Annotated in this window: 14 protein-coding genes and 1 pseudogene; 7 read left to right on the forward strand and 8 right to left on the reverse strand. The window is 42.4% G+C overall.

All coding sequences use genetic code 11. The annotated features are described in order from the left end of the window. The first annotated feature begins 446 nt into the window (after window positions 1-446). The 3 genes and pseudogenes from CDC37_RS10760 to CDC37_RS10770 form a co-directional block, all read left to right on the forward strand. Entirely contained in the window at window positions 447-731 is a 285-nt protein-coding gene (locus CDC37_RS10760; RefSeq protein ID WP_096621871.1) for a hypothetical protein, read from the forward strand. A gap of 31 nt (window positions 732-762) precedes the next feature. Further along, window positions 763-942 carry a hypothetical protein gene (locus CDC37_RS10765; RefSeq protein ID WP_442861074.1) on the forward strand — a complete coding sequence of 60 codons (180 nt, stop codon included), beginning with the start codon at window positions 763-765 and terminating at the stop codon, window positions 940-942. A 156-nt stretch (window positions 943-1,098) separates the two neighbouring features. Continuing rightward, a pseudogene (locus tag CDC37_RS10770) lies at window positions 1,099-1,302 on the forward strand (Uma2 family endonuclease); the annotation flags it as partial. Between the two features lie 254 nt (window positions 1,303-1,556). On the opposite strand, the gene CDC37_RS10775 reads toward CDC37_RS10770, so the two are convergent. Next, window positions 1,557-2,414 (reverse strand): glycosyltransferase, encoded by an 858-nt coding sequence (locus CDC37_RS10775; RefSeq protein WP_096621872.1) that lies wholly within the window; start codon window positions 2,412-2,414, stop codon window positions 1,557-1,559. Window positions 2,415-2,904: 490 nt separating this feature from the next. Here CDC37_RS10775 and CDC37_RS10780 point away from each other — a divergent pair, with 490 nt between their 5' ends. After that, window positions 2,905-3,864, forward strand: a complete 960-nt coding sequence (locus tag CDC37_RS10780) for an aldo/keto reductase (RefSeq protein WP_096626079.1) — start codon at window positions 2,905-2,907, stop codon at window positions 3,862-3,864. A 230-nt stretch (window positions 3,865-4,094) separates the two neighbouring features. On the opposite strand, the gene CDC37_RS10785 is transcribed toward CDC37_RS10780, so the two are convergent. Beyond that, on the reverse strand, window positions 4,095-4,748 hold the full coding sequence (locus tag CDC37_RS10785; RefSeq protein ID WP_096621874.1) for a TetR/AcrR family transcriptional regulator: 654 nt from the start codon (window positions 4,746-4,748) through the stop codon (window positions 4,095-4,097). A gap of 104 nt (window positions 4,749-4,852) precedes the next feature. Between CDC37_RS10785 and CDC37_RS10790 the strand changes: the two genes are divergently transcribed. Next, entirely contained in the window at window positions 4,853-5,860 is a 1,008-nt protein-coding gene (locus tag CDC37_RS10790) for an NAD(P)-dependent alcohol dehydrogenase (RefSeq protein ID WP_197707057.1), read from the forward strand. Window positions 5,861-6,221: 361 nt separating this feature from the next. Here CDC37_RS10790 and CDC37_RS10795 read toward each other — a convergent pair whose 3' ends face one another. From CDC37_RS10795 to CDC37_RS10815, 5 genes are all read right to left on the reverse strand, one after another. Further along, the gene (locus CDC37_RS10795) at window positions 6,222-6,983 is read right to left on the reverse strand and encodes a PRC-barrel domain-containing protein (protein ID WP_096621875.1); all 762 of its coding nucleotides are present in this window, start codon (window positions 6,981-6,983) and stop codon (window positions 6,222-6,224) included. Window positions 6,984-7,006: 23 nt separating this feature from the next. Next, window positions 7,007-7,579: a phosphate-starvation-inducible PsiE family protein gene (locus tag CDC37_RS10800; protein ID WP_096621877.1), complete on the reverse strand. Its 573-nt coding sequence runs from the start codon at window positions 7,577-7,579 to the stop codon at window positions 7,007-7,009. Between the two features lie 92 nt (window positions 7,580-7,671). Then, window positions 7,672-7,905: a DUF2905 domain-containing protein gene (locus tag CDC37_RS10805; protein WP_096621878.1), complete on the reverse strand. Its 234-nt coding sequence runs from the start codon at window positions 7,903-7,905 to the stop codon at window positions 7,672-7,674. A gap of 2 nt (window positions 7,906-7,907) precedes the next feature. Further along, a complete protein-coding gene (locus tag CDC37_RS10810) occupies window positions 7,908-9,242 on the reverse strand; it encodes a hypothetical protein (protein WP_096621880.1) in 1,335 nt (444 codons plus the stop codon). A gap of 177 nt (window positions 9,243-9,419) precedes the next feature. Then, window positions 9,420-9,830 carry a hypothetical protein gene (locus tag CDC37_RS10815; RefSeq protein WP_096621881.1) on the reverse strand — a complete coding sequence of 137 codons (411 nt, stop codon included), beginning with the start codon at window positions 9,828-9,830 and terminating at the stop codon, window positions 9,420-9,422. Between the two features lie 1,261 nt (window positions 9,831-11,091). On the opposite strand from CDC37_RS10815, the gene CDC37_RS10820 reads away from it, so the two are divergent. After that, window positions 11,092-12,183: a glycoside hydrolase family 3 N-terminal domain-containing protein gene (locus CDC37_RS10820; RefSeq protein ID WP_096621883.1), complete on the forward strand. Its 1,092-nt coding sequence runs from the start codon at window positions 11,092-11,094 to the stop codon at window positions 12,181-12,183. Between the two features lie 323 nt (window positions 12,184-12,506). Beyond that, on the forward strand, window positions 12,507-13,229 hold the full coding sequence (locus CDC37_RS10825; protein ID WP_096626083.1) for a Uma2 family endonuclease: 723 nt from the start codon (window positions 12,507-12,509) through the stop codon (window positions 13,227-13,229). A gap of 145 nt (window positions 13,230-13,374) precedes the next feature. Here the strand turns inward: CDC37_RS10825 and CDC37_RS10830 are convergent, their stop codons facing one another. Then, entirely contained in the window at window positions 13,375-15,099 is a 1,725-nt protein-coding gene (locus tag CDC37_RS10830) for a helicase HerA domain-containing protein (RefSeq protein ID WP_096621884.1), read from the reverse strand. Window positions 15,100-15,305: the final 206 nt, after the last annotated feature.

The following is a 15,305-nucleotide window of genomic DNA, read 5'->3' on the forward strand; positions in this document are numbered from 1 at the left end:
GTTAGTAGTAAATGATACGTGGTAATGAATCAGAGCTAGAATGCTTGTAAATAAATGATTTTTATCAGTACGATTTCACGAAAATTTTGATACTTTTTCTGACCCTGCTACCGAAAGCTCCCCGTCAGGTATCAAAACCGTATAAGTGTTTTCTGACGAATGATTGCGGATTGATATATATTTTAGATTGGGGAGGCTTTAGACCCATCTCCTTGATAAATGTTCTACTCTGTACTTTGACTGCTATATAGGAATCATATTTGATTTTTTTAAGATACCAATTATCCCGAAGTTTGTCATACAAAGCTTTATTTCCCGGTATACCTAACAAGATTCAAGTGGGATTCCTATAGTTAATAAATACTGAATCAAATGATTGATTTCAGTGAGGTTTTTTTAAGTTTCTAATTTTAAAATGTTGAGATTGGTGGAGGGAGTAAAAAGTTTTGCCACGTCGTTTTTATGTCAAGTTTCAAGGTGTGTGTTGGAGTTTTTCGGGACAAAGTTATTCTCAGTTGTTAGCGGATGGTGCTGTTGGTAAGTTTCCATCTCCGGATTTATCTAGATATGCTGGTCGTCAAATCAAAAGGTTTCCTATCTCTGCGCAACCTATCGATGTAACTGATTTTGAGGATACTCATTATTATCAAGAGTGGGAATACTTTCTCAAAACTAATGGTCAAACTGGTTTTGCTGCTGCTGATTATATAGATGTTTTTTTTGATGATTAGGTTTATTTTATAATTAGGGTCTGCGGTAAAAATGAAGGCGGAAGTTGCTGTCAATAGTCGGCAAGTCGGGGTGAGAGTAACGGATTTGACCATATATTCCGAAGAATTAGCGGCGGTGATGAAAGGAGCTGCGCGATACTCCACAATGGATATACCACCACCATTGTTAGTGGTTGAGGTGGTCAGTCCGAATCAGGAAAATCGGGATTAACGTGAGTTCGATGAACCTCACCCCAACCCCTCTCCGCAGAACGGAGAGGGGCAGAAAATTCTGTGGTTTTAACCAAAAATCAATTTTTCCAAAGCCTGTATCCATTTTGGAGAGAGGATTAGAGAGGGGTTTTTTGAATCTGTCGAATTCACGTGGGATTATCGCCACAAGCGTTCGGAGTATGCAGCACGGGGGATTGCCGAGTATTGGATTGTTGATCCTGTTTCCCAAAAGTTGACGGTTTTGGAATGGGTTGAGGGGTTTGATGATGAGCAAGTTTTTCCGGGAGAAATGGCAATTGTTTCGGCGATTTTTCCGAACATTCAGTTAAATTTTACAAGCATGAAAAAAGGCGATTAAAAACCGCCTTGAGACCATATCCTCAGTTGTTGCAATTGCGAAAAGACTATCTAAAACCACTGACCTGTTATTTGATAGTACCAAAGGTGAAAATGGTTACTATCCATCAGTTATGTATACTATACCTACCTTGGGCGTAACTTTACGATTGCAAAAAGTCATGTTTTAATTGTGACTTTAGTCATGTTGTCAGTGAACAATAATTCCTACTTTTGATTGGCGATTTTCTCCCTCATTGCTGTTGGCAATTTTACTCAGGTGGATGATTTGATTAAACCTTGTAATTGACCCCCACGCCAAGCTAAATCCATTAAATTCTGTGTCAAGCTGATTTTATCGCGAATTTTGAGGGTGAATAGACGGATAGCAAATAGACCTGTAGTCTTGATTACAGTTTTCCAGGTAATTGGTTGGGTCATTCCTTGGGAGCGATGTTTTCTATATAACCTTCCTTCATCAACTCCCATTTTCCAAGCACGTTGACAAATTTGGGGAATGCGATCGCGCAGTCGAAAATGAACTAGTGCATCTTTGGCTTCGTAGGGTTTGATTCCTAGTTGTTGAATTCGCCAACAATAATCTACGTCATCCAGTATGGTCAAATTTTCATCAAAACCACCCACTGCTTCATGGAGCGATCGCTTGACGGCAATATTGTTGCCACTTAACAATGGTAAAAAGGGATGATCAAAATAAATACCGTTCCCCTCTTCACAACCGTATACCTTGACTAACCATTCTGGGTTTAACTTCCAGTGTTCATCCCTTCCCCCAACTAAATCATGTTCCCCTAGTGCTGTTCCCATCGCTGCAACCCATCCGGGAGCAACTTCGTCGTCAGCGTCACAAAATGCTAACATGTCTGCTTGGGCTGCTTTGACTCCTGCATTCCTCCCATAGGCTGCTCCTCGTTTTGCAGATGCGTCTATTAACCGTAAATGGGGTAGTTTGTCCTGGTAGGCTTGAATGATTTCTCGAGTGTTATCTGTGGAACCGTTATCAGCTATAATTATTTCCCAGGGTTGAGACCATTCTTGTTTTGTTAATGCCTCTAGTTGCTGGCTGATGGTTTGACCGGCGTTAAAACAAGGGATGATAACGCTGAGTTTCATGGCTGTATACTAGGTAGATTTGTGTTTCCAATTTTCCAATCAATTATTTCCTCTTCATATTAAGAGGATTTTTTATCAAGTCGATTTTAATACTTAACAAGCTCGTTTTTTTGGTCGTCTGTACAGGGACAAGGGAATCGGGAGAAGGGAGAGACGCGACATATCGCATCTGTTGATAACGAAAAATATACCGTTTGAGCCTATTTACTGTCTTCAAGAAGTGGTTTAAAACATCTTCTGAGGAGAATATATCCGGATTTTTCACAAGTAAGTTACGAGTCTTGAGTGAGGGATTAATTTTCCTTCTACTCCCTAATTCCCTGTAAGTTTTAGGGTTTTGTGAGAAATGCGGGCATATAGACAGAAACGATAGAGTCTGATTTTCCGATAAACTTAAGTAAAATTTGTGATGATTAACACTTGTTAATTCAATATATAACTGTCCGTTAATACTGAGACAAAAACGTTAATAAACTTTATGGTCGCAGCTATGGAAAAACGCAGATTAGGAACTTCCGAAGTTCAGATTAGTCCGATTCTGATGGGAACTTGGCAAGCAGGTAAGCGGGGGTGGACGGGTATTGAAGATAGTGATTCGATTCAAGCTATCCGTGCTGCTGTGGATGCGGGAATCACCACCATTGATACGGCTGAGGTGTATGGTGATGGTCATTCAGAACGGGTTGTTGCGCAAGCAGTAGCTGATATCCGGGAACGGGTGGAGTATGCAACGAAAGTATTTGCTAACCACTTGCGGTATGATGAGGTAATTGCCGCCTGCGATCGCTCTCTCCAAAATCTCCAAACTGATTATATCGACTTGTATCAAATTCATTGGCCCAGTGGTTCCTTTGGTTCGGATATTGTTCCGATTAGTGAAACAATGGAGGCTTTGAATACTTTAAAAAAACAGGGAAAAATTCGGGCAATTGGTGTATCAAATTTTTCCAAATCCCAATTAGAGGAAGCCTGTCAATATGGACGCATTGATAGTTTGCAACCTCCCTATTCTTTATTTTGGCGGTACGTGGAAACGGATGCCATGCCATACTGTATTGAAAATAATATTTCCATTCTTGCCTATTCTCCCCTAGCTCAGGGTTTATTAACTGGTAAGTTTGCCCCTGGACATCAATTTGCTCCGAAGGATAACCGTTCTCAAAATAAATTATTCCAGGGTGAAAATTTCCAACGAGCCTATACAGCAGTAGAAAAACTGCGTCCGATTGCTGCCAAATATAACTGTACCTTAGCCCAGTTAGCCTTAGCCTGGTTAATTGCGCAACCAAATACCCAGGCGATCGCTGGTGCAAGATATGCAGAACAAGCAATTTCTAATGCGGGTGCAGCAAGTATTCACCTTGATCCTGCGGATTTAGCCCAAATTGATGTCATTGGACGTTCGGTGACTGATTACCTAGATACAAATCCGGTGATGTGGAATTGGTAGTCACAGAAAGCATAAATCAACCATTTTCGTTGATGAAGGGAAATTAAGTAGGTAGGTGCAATTAAACATAACCAATCATTCGGGGAAAAGGCTTACCCCCGTACAGACGCGATATATCGCGTCTCAGGAGTACAGAAGACCCGACGGGTCGTCTCTACTCCCTGATTTAAACGACAATTTTCACCACCTACCTACTTAATCAATCAATTTGACCGTATTTTCTATGTTTTCTATTTATCGTTCTGTTGCTTTTCCCGCAACCTTTCCAAACCATCGAGAATCAAATCCAAGCCAAATTCAAAATCATGCAAGCCATCATATCGACCTTCAATGATGTAGTAGGCAAGTCGATTCATGTAGGGATATTTCTCCGGCGGAATGTGCGAAATAAACTTTTCTGCTTGTTGTGCATACTCCCCCGGTTTGAAGGGAAAATTTAACTCCTGGAGTGTAAATCCGTAAATGTGGTTATCAATTGCATTCCAAGCATGATCGACAGTCTCGAAGGAAAAACCAGCTTCCCGCAAACATCCCAAAGTTGCATCGATATAGCGCAACATGGCTGACCCCACATTCACCCGCGATATCATCGCCATTGCAGCCCAAGGATGACGCAGCAATACTGTGTGTGCCGAAATCGCCCGTCGTCGCATGGCTGTTTTCCAATCAATTTTCGGATCGGGTAATTCGATTTCAGCCACCACCATGTCGATAATCCCATCCAATATATCATCCTTATTGACAACATGATTGTACAGCGACATTGCCTGAACACCTAGTTCCTGGGCAATTTTCCGCATCGACACTGCTCCAATCCCATCTTTATCAGCTATTCGCAGCGCCACTTGCAATACCCGCTCCCGACTTAAAGGCAATAGGGACATCGATTTTGAGCCACTCCTTTCTTCTATATTTTCCAGATAATTTGATCTTGACAAACTTACACCGTAAGCTAGACTTACAATGTAAGTAAAAATTATCAGAACCAATGAATAATCTCAAGCAAACAGTCCCAAAAATGAAAGCGATTGTCCAGTATGAATATGGTTCCCCCGATGTATTGAAATTGGAGGAGGTCGATCGACCCGTTATATTCGATAAGGGTGTACTGGTGAAAGTTCGTGGAGCTGCGGTTCATGCTGGTGACTGGCATTTGATGCGGGGTAAACCGTTTTTTATCCGCTTTATTTACGGAGGGTTAGGCAAGCCTCAAACTCAAATCCTGGGTTGCGATGTTGCGGGGGTGGTGGAAGCGGTGGGGAGAGATGTGACGCAGTTTCAACCGGGGGATGTAGTTTTTGGTGATTTATCAGAATCTGGTTTTGGTGCATTTGCCGAATATGTCTGCGCTCCCGAAACAGCCTTTGCGATCGCTCCCAGTGATTTGAGCTTTGAGGAAGCGGCAACAGTTCCCGTTTCAGCTCTGACAGCCCTTCAGGGGTTGCGAGATGTGGGACAAATCCAACCAGGATACAAGGTATTGATAAATGGGGCTTCTGGTGGGGTGGGGTCGTTTGCAGTCCAGATTGCCAAGGCTTTTGGGGCTGAGGTGACTGCTGTATGCAGTGAGGGTAAAATCGAGATGGTGAAATCGATTGGTGCGGATTACGTATGGGATTACACTCAAGTCAAGTCTAAATTAAAACAACACTACTACGATTTGATACTTGATAATGCGGCCTACAATTCACCTTTTAATTATTTCCCGTTCTTAAAAACTCCAGGTACTTACGTTGCGGTTGGTGGTTCGATGGGGCGATTATTTCAAGCCATGTTTCTCGATTTTGTGACTACTAAAATCGGTGGTCGAAAGATAAAATGCCTAGTATGCAAACCGAACCAAAGTGATTTAATTGTTTTAAAAGACATGATTGAGGCTGGTAAAATTCGTCCCTACGTCGATCGAGTTTATCCTTTAGGGGAAGTTCCTGCGGCAATTAACCAGTTAGAGCAGCGTCAAGTACGGGGGAAAGTCGCAATCAGTATTGACGGGTAATTTTGTAATTGGTTCTGATGTAGATTCTGCCATTCCCACACAAACACACAAACCGTCAAAGTTTTTTCATGGGAATTGGGAACAGGGAATAGGGAGTAGTCTATATGTACAGCTGATACCGTTTTGCTTTGGAGTTAATACCTGGGAGTTAATACCTGACAGGGAGCTTTCGGGAGCAGGGGAAGAAAATGTATCAAAATTTGAGTGAAATGGTATGACACCAAAAAAGTATATAAAGTGTTTTGTCCCTAGCTCACTACTACTAACTCCCTATGTTCACGGGAGGGAAAAATAAAGCCGTTAATTAACAAATGATCGCGCACTCAAAATCCAGGAAGAGAGATAAAGGAAAAAACATCCTCTAAGACTTGTGAGTCAATCTTCTCCAAGCAGAATCCACAGCTTCCTTCATCCGTTTCCCAGTCCGATTGAAACTTTGCTGGAAATCATGCCATTTTTCTTGCAAAAATTCAGCCGCTTCTTGGAGTGTATTTTGATCATGTCGTCCAGAAGTTTCCAGTTCATCCCGAATTTCTTTGATTTTGACCCGCACAACATCAGGTTTATCTTGAGGGGAAACCAAAGACTTCAGGCGATCGCCCATTTGTCTAACTAAGCTTTTGACCTGTTGGGATTTCTCGCTCAAAAATCCCTTTAACCCCTCCGATTCACTCTGAAGTCGATTTTTCGCATCCTCTTTGATGACAACTACCTCCGCATCAATAACCTCCACATCCTCTGGAAACAGAACAGCTCTTCCACCAAAGGGTGCAGCAATATCTCCAGCCAAAATATAAGCTGCGATATCTCCTGTTTCCCAATCAAACAGAAAATCCTCCACCCAACCCAGGGTATCGGAAATTGAAGGAGTGCGCACTGCCATACGGTGTAAGCGACGTAGAGTGATTTGTGGTTCCATTGCAAGACCAGAATAGGTGAGGACAGCATCTGGACCAACAATCGAAACTTGTTCTATGGGGGTATAACCAGCACTGCTAGCAAAATACACAACCCGACCCTGATTATCGACCCAAACTTCCTCAACACCACCAAGACGAGTTGCGGTACTGCTATCCATCGCCATTAAACCAACTATTTGACTGCGACGAATGATATTAAACATTGGTAAAACCTCCGTAATAGATATCAGAAAGGATACTGATCGACAGATGTGAAACGACGCAGACCAAAGTTGCGACGTTGAAGAGATTCGTCGGTATGGGACTGTTGTTTAATCAGGTCAAAACGTTGGAACATCCAGACCCGCAAAGCCAATAATCCACCTAGGACAAGTAGAAACGCACAGACACCCAGCAATTGGTAAATGGGAATTTCCAAAATTCCTTGTAGGATAACTTCTCGTAATGCGGAAACCAAAGAAACTTCAACAGCAGCACCAATAGAAATTCTTTGTTCTTGCAGATAGATAATCAATAAACGAAAGATTTCCACCAAAATCAAAATAAATAAAATATCGGATGTAATGGCCTGAAAATTAATCGGCTCTAATAAAGAAAGAAACATCTCACCCAATCGAATTAGCATCACAAAAAAGATGCCAATACAGAGAGAAACGACAATAAAGTTCTGAAAAATCTCCAAGTTACGAACAACGGTTTCTCGGTGAAACCAGGATTGTCCAAATCTATCGGGTGCTGAATCATTCAGATTGTGACTACTTTCCAAATGTGTGGGTTCTTCGGCTGGTTTCCCTTTCATAAATAACCTGTAATCTTTGTTGTCTGACCACCTCAAATATATCCTAGTCAAAATAAAATGGTCATGCAAAAATCCTCAAACTGAAAAATTTTTCAACGCACAAAGGACTGCCATATCCATATTATTAAACTCAAACCCAAACTTAGTAAAATGGAAGTTGCCAGGGGAAAATAAAAGGTAAAATTTTCATTTTGGATGAGAATATCTCCTGGTAGACGACCAATGGGAAAATGTCTCAAAGTCCCGCCACTTAACCATAATAAACCTCCAAGCAGGATAATACCTGCACCGAGCGCCACTAACGTTTTACCAATTTCTGTAATCATGACTACACCTCCTTCTGGGAAAGTAACATGATGCGGTAGGTGACAACGACTTGAGAAAGTATTAGGGTGACACAACCAGTTCCCATACCGATGGACATAATTGTCAATTCGCTACTGTCAAATAAAATAGCTAGAGGATTTAACAACGTAATTCCGAGGGTGACAACAGAAGCGATCGCACTTGTAATGAGGGCTAATTGAACACTACTGCGAAAGAAGATATAAAAATTTGTTTGTGCGAGAAAATAGGCAATAAAAGGTAGCCAAACGCTAGATAAATAAGCAGCATAGAAATCAAGTATTAAATTCACAATTTCCCCCCCCTTGAGAGCGACAGCAAGGGCTAAAAAGGCATTAATAATCGTAATCCAAACTTGACGCTGGGGAAGGTTGGGAAACATTTTTAAATCAAATAGAGTTTTCGTTTGAATCCGAAGAATATTGCTACCAATTCCTAAAGCCGGAACAACGAGGGAGAGGGTTAATAATATCCCCTGCCAATGTTGCACTCCTCCACCGATCCAAGACAAAATATAGGGAAGAATTTCCTTGCTCGGTAGTGCTTTTGGTAGAATCTCCTGATGCTTTCCAGCCAAAACCACAGCAGTTGGTAAAAATGCCAGTGCAAACAGGGCGATCGCAGCCAAAATACATCCCCCATAGGCAATGCGAACGGTTTTTGCTCTCACAATGAACTGTTGACACTTCATATCAACTGTAACCATGAGAATGGTAGCAATGGAAATGCCCAGTTCATGACACCAGCTGACCTGGTAAAGGTCGGGGAAAAATTGCCGCACGGTTAACTCTAGTTCTGATAAACTATGTAGTCGCCAAAGGGCAAAAACTAAAGCTCCGATATTCAGCAGCAATAACCCCCGAAACACCTGACTAGCGCGTTCCACAGGAAGCAGAGATAGGAAGCAAAGGAGGATTGTCAGTCCTACCATTGTCGGTTCCCTGGGCAAACCAACAAGATTTAAAATTGCCACAGCAGCAATCATTTGAACAGCAGCGATGCCAATCAGAGACATCCAAGACATCAAAGCGATAACGACTTTGACCGGATTGCCATAGCGATCGCCGAGTAAAGTCCAAATTTGCTCTACGGATTGCCAATAAAATTTGACAAAGAACAATAGCACCAAAAACCCGATACTGAGGGAAACAGCATACAGACTCCCTGCTGCACCCACTGCAACTGACTGCTCTGCGGTTCCCAAAATGAATCCCAACCCGTAATGGGTACAAACCAAAAGTGTAGCTAAAGACCACACATCTAGCGAGCGTTTTGCTGATGGGGGGTTAGTGCTACAATGGGGGAATTGCCAACTCATGTAATTTGACGCAAAACTAACACCAACTGGAAAAATAGATATGATAGATAGATATTAGAAATATGAGAAAATATTGATGTGTCGGAACTTTGTTTCTAATCCATAGACACACGTAGTGCGGCTTCTGGCGAGAGTAATCCAAAATCCAAAATCCAAAATCTAAAATGGTATCCCCGTTTAAGAATCGGAATCGTCCGATGAGGACTTGGGTTGAGTGAGAACAGTCCAAGCAGCCTTAGCAGCATCAGCCAGGCGATCGCCTAATCGCTGAATCTCGTCAGCGATGGATTGCCAATTTTTCTGAGCTTCCTGCTGAATTAGTTGCACAGACTGTTCAATCCGATCTGGGTCAATCAGTTTTGCTTCCTCAATGGCTTCGCGAGCGCGTCGCACAGCAGCTAAATAGGCTTCGCGAGTCAGGTCTTGTGCCGTTTGAATTTCCGATTGGGCACGTTTTTTGATTGCTTCGATCAGGGCTTTGGTTTCCTGTTTGATGTCTGCATTTTGCCCTGCCATTTCTTGCTCCACCAGAGCATCGGTTTCTGGACTAATTGTGATTGGAGAGGATGATTCCGGGTTATTAGTCATGAGCGAGATTCCTCCTGTTTCTACATGTGATTGAGAATACTACGAGGCACGTATGAGTTTTGGCGACATCAACTTGAACAACAGTCGTTCACTTTTATAGCTTGACACTCTCCGGGCTATAGCCACGAAGATTCTTACCTCACCGGGAAGGAAGAATCCAGACGGCAATCACCCAGACTACTTTACCCAATACAAGTAAACACCGACTATTCGACGGGGTTGTTTTTTAATTTATGCTATCTACCCCTGACTTCATCATAATACAAAAGCCGTTCCCCAAGGACGGGGCTTTATAGCGTTTTACTTGGAAGTTAATATATGTAGGAGAGCAGGGGGAGCAAATGTATCAACAATTTTTAGAGGATACTATAAAGCTGTGTCCCTAGATAAATTTGGAACCCTTGGCTTCAAATCCAGGGAAAGCTTTTTTGATATTCATGTACACATTTCTGGAAGTGGATAGGCAAAATTACCTGTGCCGTTTGATTACGAACCAATCTCAAATGCTGGCGATTACTTTGTTTCGCTGAGTCACTTTCGCGACAATCTAAGGGTTTGAGCTGTATCGGGAAACTAAGGCTGCACAATCCTTTGGAAAGAGCAGCTACGTAATAACAAAATGTAATTAATTATGCAGGATGACTGAGCAGATGTAGACCCGAAAGCTTTCCCAGTTAAGAAAAAAGCCGTGAGTCAATGCACGGCTTTCAAGTGTGGTGTGAGGAGCTTAACTGTAATCCATGATAAAGCCTTACCTGCCTACATATGGTCTCTGTAACAGTTTTGGTAACAAAATTCTTTTTCCTTTATCTCCGGTTAAGTATTGAGATTGAACCAAAATAGTTCCCAAAGTGTAGAGAGTGTGGGGAATCGGGAGTGGGAAAAAATCCCTTTCATAGGTTCTGGTGTCAGCATACATGTAGGCTACTTCCTGTTCCCTCTTGCACACAAACAGCAGATCCTACTAGGTAAGGGGATTATGAACATTTCTGTCATTCAATCCCAAAAAATAAAAAACCGTGACTAAATAAATTGGAGGGGGTCACGGTTTCAGTAGAATGTGAGAAGCATAACTTACTCAATATCCTAGGGTAGAAAGAAAAAATTTCTGCGCTCGTAACAGTTTTTGTAACCGAGATAGAAAAAAGCAATTTAAATGCTTTGGTTCTATCCCCTACCTTTTGCCAAAAATATAGGTTGATTTTCTACATGACTACCCCCAAGATATATCTGTACAATTATGGGGGTGAGGTAACTTGGTATGGCGACTCCAGGGAAAATTAAACAATTTGGACAGCATCTTTTAATTGGACTGTCGGGTACGGAGTTGAGTGATGAGGATAAACGTATTCTCAGTGACCTGAGTCCGATAGGAATTGTGTTTTACCTGAAAAATTTCCGCTATGATTTACCCTATGAGGATTGGGTGGAAAACTTCGGGAATTTATTAACCCAGGTGCGGGAATATAGTGAACGGTCGGCAATGTTAATGACCCTAGACCATGAGGGGGGTCGGGTTCTGCGGACACCACCACCTTTAACCCGATTTCCCCATGCTTTGCTCTATGGTACTCAGTCCCAAGAGGTGGCAAAAGCAACTGGTATCGAATTAAAATCAATTGGTATTAATGTCTCCTGGTCTCCCGATGCGGATATTTTTTCTAACCCGAAAAATCCAATTATTGGAGCGCGTGCTTTTGCCGCAGAGCCAGAATTAGCAGGGGTGAGAGCGCGGGATTACTTAGAAGGGTTAAGGGAAGCGGGTATAGTTGGTTGCGCTAAACATTTTCCTGGTCATGGAGACACGACCACGGACTCCCACCTGGAATTGCCCGTATTAGATTTAACCTTGGAACAGTTAAGGCAACGGGAATTGATACCCTTTCAAACCCTGATTGCCGCTGAAGTACCGATGGTAATGACAGCCCATATTTTGTTTCCACAAATAGACCCGGACGTTCCCGCAACCTTATCACAGTTGATTTTAACAGATTTACTGCGGTCAGAATTAGGATATCAAGGTGTAATTGTTTCCGATGACTTAGATATGAACGCCGTTGCCAAAATGTATGGTGTTCCGGGGACTGTAGCGCGTACTTTCCATGCAGGTTGTGATTTATTGATGGTATCGCGGAACCTACCTGCATCAGCAATCGCAAGAACCTATGCGATCGCCCAGGATTTTGTTGATTCCATTGAAAACGGAACCCTATCGGAAGCCATAGTCACAGCAGCAAGCGATCGCATCCAAAAATTGGTTGAGCAAACACCCCAATATCACGTTCAATGCTTGTCCCAAGAGACCTTACTCCACCATAGCCAATTAGCGATCGCTTGCTCCTATCGGAAATGAAACATAATGAAACATATTTACAGCAATCCGATTTAAGTCGTGAAAAATAGCGTGCCGTTAACCGTCAACTGTCAACCGTTAACAACCCTACATGTAATATTTCACAAATCCCCCTCGGACTGCTACATATTGCATAATTATTTCCTCGGGTTGTGTTACATGACTGTTAACAGTTAATCTTATTAGCTCATTCCTACTCCCCCTACAGACGTGACATGTCGCGTTTGTACTCCCACCTTCCCACTCCCCATTTACAAGCGAGAAATCCAGGAAATCAAATGGCTGTCGCAAAACCTCACTCACCAAAAATCCCTGAAAGTATGATGGAAAGTAACCCGAACTCAGGGAACCCTTCCGCATCAGTCTGCTTGCAAGAGTCAGGGGTGGATATTATCATACCCCCATGCGACCTCTGGAGCGACGAACCACCCTTGGAAAGCGATCTACACCGTGACCAAATTGAATTGTTACTAGCTTGTTTAAAATGGTATTGGCAAAACCGCAGTGATTTCTACGCTAGTGGTAACATCACGATTTATTACAGCGAGGAGCAAATTACAACCCGTGATTTTCGCGGTCCCGATTTTTTTGTTGTTAAAGGATGTGAAAACTACCCCCGTCGTAGTTGGATGGTGTGGAAAGAAGGGGGGAAATATCCAAATTTGATTATAGAATTGCTGTCAAATAGCACAGCAAAAGTAGACCGCAACGAGAAAAAACTTCTTTATCAAGACATATTCCGGACTCCCGAATACTTTTGGTTTCATCCCGAAACTTTGGAATTTGCAGGTTTTCGGTTAATCGCTGGAGAGTACCAACCCATTACAGCCAACGAAACAGATTGGTTATGGAGTCAACAATTAGAATTGTTTCTGGGAATAGCCAAAGGTCAACTAAGATATTTTAGTCCCGATGGCGAATTAATTTCCACACCCGAAGAAAGAGCAGAATTAGCCGAGCAAGAAGCGGAAATAGCTCAACAAAAAGTCAAAAAATTGCTAGCAAAGTTAAAAGAATTAGGAGTTGAAGAAGAAGAAAACGAGTAATACTGTTTGACTTTTAGTAGGGGTAAGGAAGAGGGAGAGACGCGACATGTCGCATCTGTACAGGGAATAGTTTTAAGCTTTCCCCTTCCACAGATATATTATCTACCACACCCAACTGTTCAATCGCGGGATTTTTGGGTTGGGATTAAAATCCCAAATCTGCTTTGGCTAACTCTGCTGCTGCAAACACTTCCTCGTCGGGTTTTTCATCCCAAGCAGGGTCACCAATTTCGGTGTAAAATTGGGTATCGTAGGGTCGTGTTCTCACGACTACCGGCATTGGTACGGCATGTCCTAAAATTAAAGCTTGCTGCTTAGAATCTAATTTAGCTAAAACAGACCTTAAGGCACTTCCTCCCGATACACCAGTAAAAATCGCATCGATGTCTTTTTCATCGTTTAATAATGCTGTCACCCGTGTCCCAATTTGAGACATGACTTCGTTGTCAATTCCCGATGGACGTTGATCTACCACCAGCAGGGTGACGAAATATTTGCGCATTTCCCTAGCAATTGTACCAAAAATCGTACTCGCAACAATGGCTGGGTCAAGGAAACGGTGAGCTTCCTCAATCGTAATGACTAATTGATTGGGTTTGTCGCTGACGTTACCGCTTTGGAGAAATTTTTCGGCTTTGCTGACATAGTGTTGGTGAATGCGTCGGGTAATCATATTTGTCACCAACATGTAGGAAAGCATATCTGATTGGGAACCAAATTCGATGACGACGTTTTTACCTGCTTCGAGGGATTTGATGATTTGTTGGACGTAGTTTTGGGGACAGGCAGAACGCATGTATTTCAGGTTATCAAGGCGTAATAATTTACGTTGTAGAGCTGTAATTGAACCTTGATGTCCGCGCTTTTCTTCGCAAAACAGCTTGATTTCTTCATTGGTCATGTTTAATAATTGAAGAATCCAGGATTTACCAAATTCCGAATGTAAAATATTGGCGTTATCCAAACTTGCTTCCGATAAGCCTAAATCTCGCGCACATAGACGAATATCTTCCACCTCTATTTGGTCGTAACTCAAGTATAAATCCTGAGCGTCTTTGACACCTCGACGCTTGGTGGAAGCTGGGTCTAGGGTATATACCTCCACTCGACCGGGAAACAGTTGTTTTAAGCCTTTGACGGTACTGTAGGTTTTCCCTTCACAAACGGCTTGCCATCCATACTCGGAATGCATGTCAAAAATTAAATTGACACCGGCATTTTTGCGAATAATTCCGGCTAATAATAACCTGGTTAAAAAAGACTTTCCTGTTCCCGATTTCCCAAATACCCCATTACTCCGTTCCACAAACCGATCTAAATCAATACAAACAGGGACATCCATATCTAACGGTTTGCCGATGGAAAAGTTTTTGCGATGGATATCATCTTCCCAACCAAAAACCCGACGAAAATCTTCTTCCGATGCTTCATACACCTGACTGAAATGGCTAGGAATTGTTTTTACCGGTAACAATTCCATATTGGTGCTGGTTTGGGGTTGAAAGGAAGCTAAACCAGTGAGGGCTTTACTCCCTGGGTCTTTTTTGGGAGAATATTCATCAGTCACCTCCTCCGGGGTAAACATCAACATCGGAGCTAACTCGATGGTTCCGTAGGTTCCACTTCCAGCCAAAACTTCCCGTAAAAAAGTATCTTCCCAAGCAGGGGGGTTAGAAATAATCCGTTGATTTGCAGTACCTAAAGCCACATCGGTGAGCATACAAAAAAAGCGCGATCGCATCCCTTGTACAACTAAAAATTTACCGACGCGCATATCTTCCACAGATACATGGGGATGTAATCTGACTTCGAGTCCACCGGTAAGGGAACCTTGAGTAATCGAACCTAACGGTTGCTGGCCAAAATTCATGTCTTAACCAAGAAAATGACTGTTGGAAATTGATCAACCAGGTAGAGACGACCCGTCGGGTCGTCTACAAGGGAGTAGGGAAAAATGATTTTTATTTGTTATGGTGTGTTTTGTACCAGTTGGTGACAGACACTTAACAGAGTTGATTTGTAAATTTGGCATTGTTGATTTTCAATATGAATTGAAAATTATACATTGTGTAGTAG

The sequence above is a fragment of the Calothrix sp. NIES-3974 genome, assembly GCF_002368395.1.
Lineage (GTDB): Bacteria > Cyanobacteriota > Cyanobacteriia > Cyanobacteriales > Nostocaceae > NIES-3974.

Bases quoted from the DNA above. Each gene is read 5' to 3' on its own strand.
- CDC37_RS10815 (WP_096621881.1), bottom strand. From the start codon at position 9,830: ATGACTAATAACCCGGAATCATCCTCTCCAATCACAATTAGTCCAGAA.
- CDC37_RS10795 (WP_096621875.1), bottom strand. From the start codon at position 6,983: ATGTTTAATATCATTCGTCGCAGTCAAATAGTTGGTTTAATGGCGATG.
- CDC37_RS10765 (WP_442861074.1), top strand. From the start codon at position 763: ATGAAGGCGGAAGTTGCTGTCAATAGTCGGCAAGTCGGGGTGAGAGTA.
- CDC37_RS10825 (WP_096626083.1), top strand. From the start codon at position 12,507: ATGGAAAGTAACCCGAACTCAGGGAACCCTTCCGCATCAGTCTGCTTG.
- CDC37_RS10775 (WP_096621872.1), bottom strand. From the start codon at position 2,414: ATGAAACTCAGCGTTATCATCCCTTGTTTTAACGCCGGTCAAACCATC.
- CDC37_RS10805 (WP_096621878.1), bottom strand. From the start codon at position 7,905: ATGATTACAGAAATTGGTAAAACGTTAGTGGCGCTCGGTGCAGGTATT.
- CDC37_RS10785 (WP_096621874.1), bottom strand. From the start codon at position 4,748: ATGTCCCTATTGCCTTTAAGTCGGGAGCGGGTATTGCAAGTGGCGCTG.
- CDC37_RS10780 (WP_096626079.1), top strand. From the start codon at position 2,905: ATGGAAAAACGCAGATTAGGAACTTCCGAAGTTCAGATTAGTCCGATT.
- CDC37_RS10810 (WP_096621880.1), bottom strand. From the start codon at position 9,242: ATGAGTTGGCAATTCCCCCATTGTAGCACTAACCCCCCATCAGCAAAA.
- CDC37_RS10830 (WP_096621884.1), bottom strand. From the start codon at position 15,099: ATGAATTTTGGCCAGCAACCGTTAGGTTCGATTACTCAAGGTTCCCTT.
- CDC37_RS10820 (WP_096621883.1), top strand. From the start codon at position 11,092: ATGGCGACTCCAGGGAAAATTAAACAATTTGGACAGCATCTTTTAATT.
- CDC37_RS10790 (WP_197707057.1), top strand. From the start codon at position 4,853: ATGAATAATCTCAAGCAAACAGTCCCAAAAATGAAAGCGATTGTCCAG.
- CDC37_RS10800 (WP_096621877.1), bottom strand. From the start codon at position 7,579: ATGAAAGGGAAACCAGCCGAAGAACCCACACATTTGGAAAGTAGTCAC.